This is a genomic window from Solibacillus sp. GQ1, assembly GCF_059758555.1.
In genome coordinates, this window is sequence record NZ_JCAXEX010000008.1 from 1 (window position 1) to 11,950 (window position 11,950).

Consider the following 11,950-nt stretch of genomic DNA (forward strand, 5'->3'; position numbering starts at 1 on the left):
TGCGTTGTCGTTGTGACAACTTTTATATCTTACCATTTATGTGATATGAATGTCAACAACTTTTTTTCAAAAAGTTTTTAACCCATATTTCACTGTAAATTCAGTAACTCTTAAACTTTACCACTCTAAAGTCGAAAAGTAAAGAACTTTGTAATTTGTTGCGTCACGTTTTAGCGACAAGAAATAATATACCACCCCTATAACTATATTGCAATAGTTATTTTAAAAAATATTATACTTTTTATCAAAATCTATATAGCTTCACTTAATTCCCTTTCAATACATATAGAAAAGTACGCCTAATAGCTTCCTCATCTCCTTATATCCTTCTATAGTACTCTAACCACCAACACACTCTTATTGTTCACCAGAACAAATAAGTACACTTTTCTTTCTATAATAAAGAAAAGAGCCCTGCGAATAACGCAGGGCTCTAAATAAACTTATTTCGTTGTATGGCGCATTGTCGGGAATAATAAAACATCACGAATTGATGGTGAGTTCGTTAGCAACATTACTAAACGGTCGATACCGATACCTAAACCACCAGTTGGCGGCATACCGTATTCTAGTGCTTCGATGAAATCATTATCCATTTCATGTGCTTCGTCATTTCCAGCTTCTTTCTCAGCCATTTGAGCTTCAAAACGCTCACGTTGATCGATTGGATCATTTAATTCTGTGAAGGCATTTGCATGCTCACGTCGAACGATAAATAGCTCAAAACGGTCTGTGAAGCGTGGGTCTTCAGGGTTTTTCTTCGCTAATGGGGAAATTTCCACTGGGTGACCTGTTACGAAAGTAGGTTGTACTAATGTTTCTTCTACTTTTTGCTCAAAGAATTCATTGATGATGTGACCTACTTCATGTGCATCTTTAATTTCCACACCGTGTTCAGCAGCATGTTTGCGTGCTTCTTCTACAGTCATCGGTACCCAGAAGTCTACACCAGTTGCTTCTTTAACTGCATCTACCATATGCACGCGTTTCCAGCCAACACCTAATTCAATTGTATCTTCACCATATTGTACAGATGTTGTACCAAGAACGTCTTGAGCTACATGTGCAATAAGGTTTTCTGTTAAATCCATAATATCGTTATAGTCTGCATACGCTTCGTATAATTCAATCATTGTGAATTCCGGATTGTGACGAGTTGAAATACCTTCGTTACGGAATACACGGCCGATTTCATACACTTTTTCCAAGCCGCCAACAATTAAACGTTTTAAATGCAGCTCGATAGCGATACGCATATATAATTCCATATCCAATGCATTGTGGTGTGTAATGAACGGACGAGCCGCCGCACCACCTGCAATTGTATGCAACATTGGTGTTTCAACTTCCAAATAACCATTGTTATCTAAATAGTTGCGGATTGCACGGATAATTTTTGAACGTTGGATGAATGTTGTTTTTGATTCATCGTTTGTCATTAAGTCTACATAACGTTGACGGTAACGTTGTTCTACGTCTGTCAGGCCGTGGAATTTATCAGGTAACGGACGTAACGCTTTTGTCAGGAAAGTGAACTCTGTCGCTTTAACAGATAACTCTCCAACTTGCGTACGGAATACGTTTCCTTTTACCCCTACGATATCCCCAAGATCTGCTTTGTTGAATAATTCATATGCTTCTTCACCGATTGCATCTTTACGTACATAAATTTGGATTTGGCCAGCTAAGTCCTGGATATGCGCAAAACCAGCTTTACCTTTACCGCGCTTCGTCATAATACGTCCAGCGATTACAACTTCACGTGGATTTTCTTCTAATTGCTCTTTATCAAATTGCTCATTTTCTGCAATAATTTCGTTCGATAAATGTGTGCGTTCAAAACGGCTGCCGAATGGGTCCATACCGTTTTCGCGAATATCTGTCATCTTCTGGCGTCTCACCAAAAGTTGGTCGTTTAATTCTTCGATATTTGACACGTATTTCACTCCTTAATGTTTTTGCGCTCCAAAACGGCACAATAGTCCATAATGTTTCCATTGTACAGTATTTCTTTGGGTGATTCACCTGTTTCGAATTAATTTTAAATATCAGACAATTCCGTTAAGTGATTTCCCTTTACATAACAAAAAGGCATCATCAGCTGATGCCTTTCATTACTGTTTATACAATAACCGCTTCTTCTTCGTATTCATCTGCCACACTATTTAAAAGAATACGTAAATCTTGCTCAGTCTCTGTTAAATTAATGGCATTACGGATTTTCCCGTTTCCGCGAATTCCTTTTAAATACCATGATGCATGTTTACGCATTTCTCTTACCGCCACTTTTTCACCTTTAAGTGCTTTTAAACGTTCAAAATGAAGTAAACAAACGTCCATCTTTTCACGAATAGAAGGCTCTGGAATTTGAATACCTGATTCCAAGTATTTCACCGTTTGATAGATCATCCATGGATTTCCTAAAGCAGCACGACCAATCATAACCGCGTCTGCATTCGTATGTTCCAGAATGCGCTTTGCATCTTCCGGTGTTTCCACGTCCCCATTCGCGATAAACGGGATGCTAATATTTTTTTTCACTTCAGCTAAGACATCCCAGTTTGCCTTACCTTCATACATTTGCACACGTGTTCGACCATGCATTGCAATCGCGGCTGCACCTGCACGTTCTGCTGCTTGAGCATTTTCTACAGCGAATACACGCTCTTCATCCCATCCGATACGCATTTTTACCGAAACCGGCTTATCGACTGCATCGACAACAGCTGAAACCATTTCGTAAATTTTGTTCGGATCAAGAAGCCATTTTGCGCCAGCTTCACATTTAATAATTTTGTTTACAGGACAACCCATGTTGATATCGATAATGTCGGCTGTTGTATGTTTGTCTACAAATTTTGCCGCCTCTACTAAATTTTCTTTGTCTCCTCCGAAAATTTGCAGTGTCATCGGATTTTCTCGCTCATCGATATAAAGCATGTCCAATGTTTTTTTGTTGCGGGTATTCAACGCTTTATCACTGATCATTTCCGCATAGACTAACCCTGCACCAAATTCTTTTACCGTTAATCGGAAAGCCGAGTTGCAGATTCCAGCCATCGGAGCAAGAACGACACGGTTATCCATAATAATATCGCCTATTTGGAAAGGCTTTTGGTCGATGTTTGACACCTTTTTGTTCCCTCCACCAGGTTATTCACCTTTTAATTCGATTATATCTATTTGTAATACATCTGCAATTGTTTGAAGCTGTTCTTCAGAGGGTTGTTTCTCGCCTCGTTCAATCCGCCCTAAAATTGTTACAGATATACCAATATGTTTTGCAAATTCGGTTTGCTGAATTCGTTTCAGTTTTCGAAAGGCACGAATTCTGCGACCGTATTGATTTTCTTCCACAGATTGACGCCTTCTTTCTCTATATCAAGTGCATGTAACGATTTTTGCACGCCTACAAGCATATCATAATTTTGCGTCATAATCTCTTCTAACGGCACAAGAACGAATGCACGCTCATACATACGAGGATGTGGAATCGTTAAGGCTTCTGTTTCATATTGTTTTTGACCGTACAGCAAAATGTCCAAATCGATTATTCGCGGTCCCCAGCGGAATTCACGAACACGGCCAAGATCATTTTCGATTTTTTGACATTGCGCTAGAAGATTATGGGCATCAAGCTCCGTCTCAAGAGCAACGGCAATATTTAAAAAATCAGCCTGATCTGTAAAACCGACTGCTGCCGTTTCATAAATTGAAGAAATCGCTGTTACAGTTATCGCTTCATGTGCGATGAGCAGCTTTACCGCGTCTTGCAAGTTTTGCTCACGCTCACCAATATTCGTACCAATCGATAAATAGGCTGTCGTCATACGAATTGCCCTCTTGTAATTTCGACCGCGACTTCTTTGTAATGTCCCGGTATTGGAGGATCAGGCTTAATAATTTCGACGCGGCACCCAAAAATCTGACCTTCATATTGCGTTAAAATACTTGAAGCAACTTTTTCCGCAACTGCTTCAATCAATTTAAACGGCTTCCCTTCAATCACTTCTTTACAGATATCATAAACGCCAACATAACTTACCGTATGATCCAGCTCATCCGTCTCACCTGCACGTTTCATGTCCACAGCAAGCGATACATTAGCCCGAAAGCGTTGCCCTAATACGTTCTCTTCCGGTAATACACCGTGATAACCAAAAAACTGCATTTCTTTTAAATGAATGTAATCCATTGCAAACTCCTTAATGTCTCGGTGCCAATTCACCTTGTACTTCAAATTTCCCTACAAGCGCATCCATCATTCTTACTGTACGCGCCACTTCTTTAACATCATGAACACGCATCATATGGCAGCCCATTTGGACACCAAATGCACAAGTAGCGGCTGTCCCTTCCACTCGTTCCTCTACAGGTAATTCTAAAATTGACCCAATCATACGCTTGCGCGATGTCGCAAGCAATACCGGATATCCTAATGCAACAAGTTCATCAAGGCGTTGCATCGTTTCAATGCTTTCACTTAAGCTTTTCACAAAACCGATGCCCGGATCAAGGAAAATATGCTCGTCTCTTACTCCGGCTGCTTTTGCAATCGCAATACTTTCCTGCATATCGGCCATATATTCAGCAAAGTAGTTATCGTACTGATCTGACAGACGGTTATGCATTAATATAATCGGTACATCGAGTTCTGCCGCGACACTTGCCATTTCCGGATCCGCCTTTGCGCCCCAAATGTCATTAATAATATGTGCACCCGCTTCAATTGCGGCACGCGCAACATTTGATTTATACGTATCAATTGAAATAATCGCAGGTACTTCTTTTAAAAGCGCTCGAATTACCGGTACGACACGTGCAATTTCCTCCTCATCGGAAATTCGTATATAACCAGGGCGTGTTGATTCCCCGCCGACATCGATAATTTTCGCTCCATCTGCCACCATTTTTTTCGCCTGGGCAACGGCTTTTTCTATCGAATTGAACTTGCCGCCATCCGAAAATGAGTCCGGTGTTACATTTAAAATGCCCATCACGAATGTTTCTTTGCGGAAATCCAGCTCAATCCCATTTAATGTGAGTACTTTATAGTTTTCTAACATGACGGTCTCCTAAACGCGTATTGATTTTTTGTAAATATATTTGATGCAGCTTTTTATAAAGTCTGCCTTCACTGCCGGCAAACTGTACCTTCCCAATACGGGAAATCGGTACAAGCTCCTGTACAGCCGTTGTAATAAAACATTCATCCGCCTGTTCCAATTCCCATGCCATAAAGCGGCCTTCTCGGACCGGGATTTGAAGTTCGTCAGCGAGTTGAATGACTATTTTTCGGGTAATGCCCGGTAAAATACCTAAATTAGTAGAAGGCGTATACAGTATACCATCTTTTATCCAAAAGACATTTGACGTAATACCTTCTGCTACAACACCGTCCTGATCCGTAAAGAAACCTTCTTGTGTCGCTAAACTCGGCAATTCTAACCGCGCTCGAACATTATTGCCGTAATGATGGCTTTTATAGCGGATCTGCTGTTCAGGAGAATTACGTGCTGTTTTCAGCCAGACCGCCTCTTTTTCTGTACCGCGCACCATTTTCGGCAGTTCTTTACGAAACAGAATAACGGTTGGTTCGTTATATTCTGACGGAGCAAGTCCAATCGAATGCACACCAGCCGATACATTTAAACGAAAATACCCTTCTTTGCCATCCTGTGCATTGAGCTTTTCAATGACCTCTTCTATGTTCTGTAGCGTATACGGAAAATGAATACGGTACTCTTTTAACGCTTCCAGCAGGCGGCTGAAATGTTCATGCAAATAGACAGCCTTGCCCTCATATGTCCGAAACGTTTCAAAAAAACCGAGACCATATAAAAAACCGTGATCAAACGGGGAAATTTTCAAGTCCTGTTCATCGATATACTGGCCATTCATCCAACAAAGCATCGCCCATCCCTCCTAACAATACGTCTCAATAAATGTTCGTAACAGTTGCTTGCCGTCTTCAGTCATAATCGATTCAGGATGATATTGAACTCCTTCAATCGGATACTGTTTATGACGCAGACCCATAATTTCGCCTTCCTCTGTCCAAGCCGTTACTTCCAGACAGTCCGGTAATGTTGTAGGTTCTACGATCAGCGAGTGATAACGCGTTGCTAAAAACGGGTTCGCATTCTTATTATGCAGACCAACCCCATTATGAAGAACAGGTGAAGTTTTCCCGTGCATCAATCTCTCTGCACGGACTACATCGCCGCCAAACACTTGTGCAATTGCCTGATGACCTAAGCACACACCTAGAATCGGAAGCTTCCCTGTGAAATGTTCGATAATCCGAAGACTTTCCCCCGCATCGTTTGGTGTACAAGGCCCTGGTGAAATAACAAGCATCATCGGTCGGAGCTTTTCGATTTCTTCTACCGTAATTTCGTCATTGCGCTTTACGACCAGTTCATGACCGAATTCACCGAAGTATTGCACTAAGTTGTATGTAAACGAATCATAATTATCAATCATTAAAATCATTTGCTCACCTCTTCTGCCATTGCTTTTGCCTGCCACATTGCTTTCGCTTTATTCATTGATTCAATATACTCGTTTTCCGGAATCGAATCGATGACTATTCCGGCGCCCGCCTGAATGTATGCAATGCTATCTTGAATATACGCTGTACGGATAACGATATTTAATTCCAAATCGCCTGTATAGCCAATCCAGCCGATCGATCCTGTATAAAGACCACGGCGTACCGGCTCAAGCTCTTCAATAATTTCCATCGTACGGATTTTCGGTGCCCCTGTAATCGTTCCACCCGGGAACATCGCCCGAATCACATCCGCATTTGTTTTTCCATGCGCAATTTCTCCTCGAACATTCGAAACAATATGCATTACATGTGAGTAATGCTCAATCACCATGAACTCATTTACTTCTACCGTCCCGTATTTGCTCACCCGTCCTAAATCATTGCGTTCCAAATCAACTAGCATGACATGTTCTGCACGCTCTTTTTCATGTTCAATGAGTTCATTGGCCAACGCTAAATCCTGCTCCTCTGATGCTCCGCGCGGACGTGTCCCAGCAATCGGTCTTGTTGAAAGCTCATTTCCTTTACGTTTCACAAGCAATTCCGGAGAGCCACTAACAACGGCAAAATCTTCACTTTCAATATAAGCCATATACGGCGAAGGATTAAACGAACGAACTGCCTCATACATCGTAATCGGTGCAGCCGAAAGCTTTTTCGCCTGACGCACAGACAAGTTCACTTGGAACACATCACCTTGTCCAATATAGTGCTGAATTTTATGTATAGCAGCTTCAAATGCATCTCCACTGAAGGAGACTTGCAATTCCGCTTCATCCTGCTGCATATTTTTTGCTGTTTCCTGATTAAAATGACGCTTTTCCAATCCGGCTACCGCATGCTGTTGCCAATCCGTTTGCCATGAAAGTAAATCAACTTCACTAGTAGCAAATTTCATCAATGTCACTTCACCTGTTTGTACATTATGTACTGCCCAATGATCAAATAAATAAAAATAAAGATCCGGTACTTGCAAGTCATCTTCCGCCTCATTTGGAAGGAATTCTATCGTGCGCGCATAATCATATGAAATAAAACCAATTGCCCCACCTTGGAAATCAGGTAGTTTCGGATTCGCTTCAAGCTTGTACTTGGCGATCACTTTTTCCAGCTCCGCGAGTGCTTCACCTGTTTTCAGCTCTGTTTCTCCATTTTTCCAAGTTAGTTCAAGACCTTGTGCCACTGACTTTGCCTTTGCAATTGGCTGCCATGCGGCGATTGAATAATGCCCTCCACGACCGCTTTCCATAAACGTCCGCTGTTTTTCCGTTGCCGTCTGTTCTTGGAAACTATAATAAAATTCATCTTTTGTCATGTAAAAAGTATGTGTTTCTAGTTGTTGCATCAATTTACACCTGCTTTACCTTTTTCTTAATTAAACTCGATAACGCTGTAAAAATCCATTTTTAACTTAGCAGTTTCTAAGAAAAAAGCCATTCTACGAGAGTTGTTCTCGCAAAATGGCTTTTATAATTTCTTAGATAAATTTTAATTAGTCTTCAAATTGGTATAAAGGTGTTGATAAGTAGCGCTCACCGTTTGAGGGAATAATCGCTAATACGTTTTTGCCTTTACCTAAACGTTTTGCAGTTTCGATTGCTGCGTAAATCGCTGCACCTGAAGAAATACCAGCTAAAATACCTTCTTCGCGCGCTACTTTACGTGCATATTCGAATGCTGTTTCGTTTTCAACCGGTAATACAGAATCATATACTTCTGTGTTTAATACGTCCGGAATGAAACCTGCACCAATACCTTGAATTTTATGTGGGCCAGGGTTACCACCTGAAAGAATTGGAGAATCTTTAGGCTCAACAGCGATGATTTCGATTTCAGGGAATTTATTTTTCAATACTTCACCTGCACCAGTAATTGTACCGCCAGTACCTACACCTGCAACAAATGCATCTAATTTTAAGCCTTCTTGCTCGAATGCTTCCGCAATTTCAGGACCTGTTGTTAAACGGTGAATTTCTGCGTTTGCTTCGTTTTTGAATTGTTGTGGCAAGAAGTATCCTTCTGATTTAGATAATTCTTCTGCTTTTGCAATTGCACCTTTCATACCTTCTGGACCTGGTGTTAATACTAAGTCAGCACCATAAGCACGTAAAAGGTTGCGACGCTCTAATGACATTGTTTCAGGCATTACTAAAACTGCTTTATAGCCTTTAGCTGCTGCAATCATTGCTAAACCGATACCTGTGTTACCAGAAGTCGGTTCAATGATTGTGCCGCCTGGCTTTAATGTGCCATCTTTTTCTGCCGCTTCAACCATAGCTAAAGCTAAACGGTCTTTAACTGAAGAACCTGGGTTAAAGTATTCAAGTTTTACGTAAACTGTACCTTCATTTTCACTTGTTGCATTGTTTAATTTTACGATTGGTGTGCGACCTACTAAGTCCGCCACTGAATTTGCTAATTTACTCATTTTATCCATTCCTCTCCAAATCCCTACCAATTCAATAGGTTTTACTTAATTTGTATCTTATCAATTTTTAATACTACTTGTCAATTAATTGAAACGAAATTTTTGGAAAATTTCTGACTATTTAGGTTTACTTAATAAAAAGGCAGGGACAGCAAAATTGATTTCCATTCCAGGGGACGCTTTCCGCGGGCGTGGCCCCTCCATTCCAATCAATTTTATAAAGTAGCAGTTTCTCAATAAAAGTTTCTCTTTCACTAAAAACTTCAACTTCTGTCCTTGCCTGTCTAAAATCCTGCGTTAATTTTTGGATTCTCCGTAAATCCATGTGGCATTAAATTCTGCCCAGAAAGCTTCCGGTGTAATGGAAGGTGGCAGCTGTTCTAAAGCAAGCTGACGTTTTACATGGCCTTCTACTTCATCAAAGCTGAATGACTGCCCTTCCATGTTCTCTGTAACCTTGACGATCGCATAGCGCCCATCGCTTAATACAAATGGTTTGGAAGTTTCATCTTCCTTCAGTTTTTCCACTTCTGGTAAAATTGCAGGATCGACTGCCGATTGACTTGATGAAATAAAGCCAATATCGCCGCCTAAACTAGCCGAAGCTGTATCCAATGAATGTTCACGTGCCAGAACCGCAAAATCAGAGCCGTCCTTCAGCTCTTTTTCCACTCGTTCCGCGTCCTCTTTTGAGTTCACGATAATCATACTTGTTCGGTGTGTAGTTGGAATATTATAAATCGACTTATTGTCTTCATAATATTTTTTAGCCTCATCCTCTTCTACAACAATATCATTTGTTAATACTTTATCGAGGATGAGTTGAGCACGCATTTTTTGACGCAGTTGCTCCGGAGATAAGCTATGTAGAGTTGTATCATTTGAATCTTGTGCCGAGCGTAATAAGGCGATTTCTAAATCAATCTCTTCTTCTTTTACATCGAGTTTATATTTTTTCGCCGCTTTTTCCATAACAGCTTCATTTACTAAACTCTGCAATGTTTCTTTTCCATATCGGTTTTCCATTTCAGCAAGCCATTGTTGGCGTGTAATTGGATCTCCCTCGACGGCAGCAATGTTTTCGCCGCCGCCATCTTCTTTTTCTGACGTTTTTTCATCAGATGGGAGTAACCATAGCACAAACCAAAATAGATTTCCGATTAACAATAGTAACAATAACATCAACGTAGGTTTTGTTTTTAAGCGTCGTTGTGTGTACGGTAAATTATTTTGTGTTGGTTGTGGTGTTTGGTGTAAATTACGATTGGATTTCATTCACAAAGCCTTCAAGTTCACTTTTATCGAAGTGGTACTTTTCTAAACAGAAGTGACATTGTGCTTCTGCTTGACCATCTTCGTCAATCATTTCCTGAATCTCACCGACACCTAAACTGATAATTGCCGCACCAAAACGCTCTTTTGAACATTGACATTGGAACTGTACAGGCATTGATGAAAGAATTTGAACGTTTCCTTCTCCTAATACCGCCTCTAAAATTTGCTCTGGTGAATATCCCTTTTCAATCATTTTTGATACAGGCTCAATTGATGATAAACGTTTTTCAATTGCTTCGATCGTTTCTTCATCACAGCCAGGCATTAATTGAATGATAAAGCCACCTGCAGCTAAAATTGTATTATCCGGATTTACTAATACACCTAAGCCTACTGAAGAAGGTACCTGTTCAGATGAAGCGAAGTAGTATGTGAAGTCTTCAGCGATTTCTCCTGAGACAATCGGTGTTTGGCCTGAGAACATATCACGTAAACCTAAATCTTTAACAACTGTAAGTGCTCCCTGAGAACCGACACCTGCACGTACATCCAGTTTCCCCTGTTCATTTAATTCAAAGTGAACATGTGGGTTTGTAACGAAGCCACGCACATCTCCTTTGGCATCTGCATCGATAACCATTGGACCGATTGGACCGTTCCCTTCGATTTTTACCGTAATTTTGTCGTCCCCTTTTAACATCGCACCCATCATTACAGATGCTGTCATTGAACGGCCAAGCGCAGCAGATACTACAGGCCATGTATTATGGCGGCGTTGTGCTTCTCCTACAGTTTCAGTTGTATTTGTTGCAAATGCACGAACTTGTCCGTCATATGCAATTCCTCTTACTAAGTAGTCTTTCATGTTGAAATTCCTCTTTTCTATTGATTTCTTTTATAAATCGTCGCAAGTCCCTTGAGTGTCAAAAACGGATCGACAACATCAATCATCTGGGTTTCATTAGCGATTAATTTAGCCAGCCCGCCAGTTGCAATTACGAGGGGCTCTTCTTTACTTTGAGCTTTCATACGACTGACGATGCCTTCTACTTGTCCTAAAAAACCGTAAAAAACACCCGCCTGCATAGCAGCTACCGTATTCTTTGCCACAACTTGCGATGTATGGGCAATTTCTATGCGAGGTAATTTGGCAGCACGCGTATAGAGCGCCTCTGTTGATATAGCAATACCAGGTGCAATGGCTCCCCCTAAATAATCGCCTCGCTCATTAATAAAGCAATACGTAATCGCTGTACCAAAATCGATAATAATTAGTGGCCTGCCGCTATATTGCTGTAATGCGGCAACCGCATTCACGATACGGTCTGACCCAACTTCACGCGGGTTTTCATACTTTATATTCAAGCCTGTTTTTACACCAGGCCCTACAATTAAAGGCTGGATACTGAAATATTTTTTACACATTAATTCAAGTGCAAACATGATAGGTGGCACAACTGAGGATATAATAATCCCTTTTACTTGTTCAAATGAAATGCCTTCATGAGCAAAAAACGCCTTAAATTGCATCGCATATTCATCTTCAGTTTTTCGTATGTTTGTTTCTGTCCGCCAATGATGGATAAGTTTATCCTGATGATAAATTCCTAAAATGATATTGGAGTTACCTGCATTCATTACTAAATTCACAAGTGGCACCTACTTTTCCTGTACTGAAAAAAATCATACCA

At 40.7% G+C, this 11,950-nt stretch carries 13 protein-coding genes; all 13 read right to left on the reverse strand.

Going from position 1 to position 11,950, the window contains the following annotated elements; genetic code table 11:
• Window positions 1-443 precede the first annotated feature (443 nt).
• The gene (lysS, locus tag AC6CH1_RS18430; RefSeq protein WP_498318761.1) at window positions 444-1,946 is read right to left on the reverse strand and encodes a lysine--tRNA ligase; all 1,503 of its coding nucleotides are present in this window, start codon (window positions 1,944-1,946) and stop codon (window positions 444-446) included.
• A 175-nt stretch (window positions 1,947-2,121) separates the two neighbouring features.
• Window positions 2,122-3,132: a tRNA dihydrouridine synthase DusB gene (gene dusB / locus AC6CH1_RS18435; protein ID WP_427714165.1), complete on the reverse strand. Its 1,011-nt coding sequence runs from the start codon at window positions 3,130-3,132 to the stop codon at window positions 2,122-2,124.
• A 21-nt stretch (window positions 3,133-3,153) separates the two neighbouring features.
• Window positions 3,154-3,357 carry a helix-turn-helix domain-containing protein gene (locus AC6CH1_RS18440; protein ID WP_251691500.1) on the reverse strand — a complete coding sequence of 68 codons (204 nt, stop codon included), beginning with the start codon at window positions 3,355-3,357 and terminating at the stop codon, window positions 3,154-3,156.
• Window positions 3,309-3,830 (reverse strand): 2-amino-4-hydroxy-6-hydroxymethyldihydropteridine diphosphokinase, encoded by a 522-nt coding sequence (gene folK, locus AC6CH1_RS18445; RefSeq protein ID WP_498318763.1) that lies wholly within the window; start codon window positions 3,828-3,830, stop codon window positions 3,309-3,311. Before folK ends, AC6CH1_RS18440 begins: the two co-directional genes overlap by 49 nt.
• Entirely contained in the window at window positions 3,827-4,195 is a 369-nt protein-coding gene (folB, locus tag AC6CH1_RS18450; protein ID WP_340716911.1) for a dihydroneopterin aldolase, read from the reverse strand. Before folB ends, folK begins: the two co-directional genes overlap by 4 nt.
• 10 nt (window positions 4,196-4,205) lie before the next feature.
• Window positions 4,206-5,066 (reverse strand): dihydropteroate synthase, encoded by an 861-nt coding sequence (folP, locus tag AC6CH1_RS18455; protein ID WP_498318765.1) that lies wholly within the window; start codon window positions 5,064-5,066, stop codon window positions 4,206-4,208.
• Window positions 5,050-5,913: an aminodeoxychorismate lyase gene (gene pabC, locus AC6CH1_RS18460; RefSeq protein ID WP_498318766.1), complete on the reverse strand. Its 864-nt coding sequence runs from the start codon at window positions 5,911-5,913 to the stop codon at window positions 5,050-5,052. The genes folP and pabC overlap by 17 nt, the downstream gene beginning before the upstream one ends.
• A 12-nt stretch (window positions 5,914-5,925) precedes the next feature.
• Window positions 5,926-6,495, reverse strand: coding sequence for an aminodeoxychorismate/anthranilate synthase component II (pabA, locus tag AC6CH1_RS18465; protein ID WP_498318767.1), 570 nt, complete (start codon window positions 6,493-6,495; stop codon window positions 5,926-5,928).
• The gene (locus tag AC6CH1_RS18470) at window positions 6,492-7,901 is read right to left on the reverse strand and encodes an anthranilate synthase component I family protein (protein ID WP_498318768.1); all 1,410 of its coding nucleotides are present in this window, start codon (window positions 7,899-7,901) and stop codon (window positions 6,492-6,494) included. Before AC6CH1_RS18470 ends, pabA begins: the two co-directional genes overlap by 4 nt.
• A gap of 147 nt (window positions 7,902-8,048) precedes the next feature.
• Window positions 8,049-8,984, reverse strand: a complete 936-nt coding sequence (gene cysK, locus AC6CH1_RS18475) for a cysteine synthase A (RefSeq protein ID WP_251691514.1) — start codon at window positions 8,982-8,984, stop codon at window positions 8,049-8,051.
• 297 nt (window positions 8,985-9,281) lie between these two features.
• Complete coding sequence (locus AC6CH1_RS18480) at window positions 9,282-10,259, reverse strand: peptidyl-prolyl cis-trans isomerase (protein ID WP_251691516.1); 978 nt, start codon at window positions 10,257-10,259, stop codon at window positions 9,282-9,284.
• A complete protein-coding gene (gene hslO, locus AC6CH1_RS18485; protein ID WP_251691518.1) occupies window positions 10,243-11,124 on the reverse strand; it encodes an Hsp33 family molecular chaperone HslO in 882 nt (293 codons plus the stop codon). Before hslO ends, AC6CH1_RS18480 begins: the two co-directional genes overlap by 17 nt.
• 17 nt (window positions 11,125-11,141) lie before the next feature.
• Window positions 11,142-11,909 carry a type III pantothenate kinase gene (locus AC6CH1_RS18490; RefSeq protein ID WP_498318771.1) on the reverse strand — a complete coding sequence of 256 codons (768 nt, stop codon included), beginning with the start codon at window positions 11,907-11,909 and terminating at the stop codon, window positions 11,142-11,144.
• Between the last annotated feature and the right edge of the window lie 41 nt (window positions 11,910-11,950).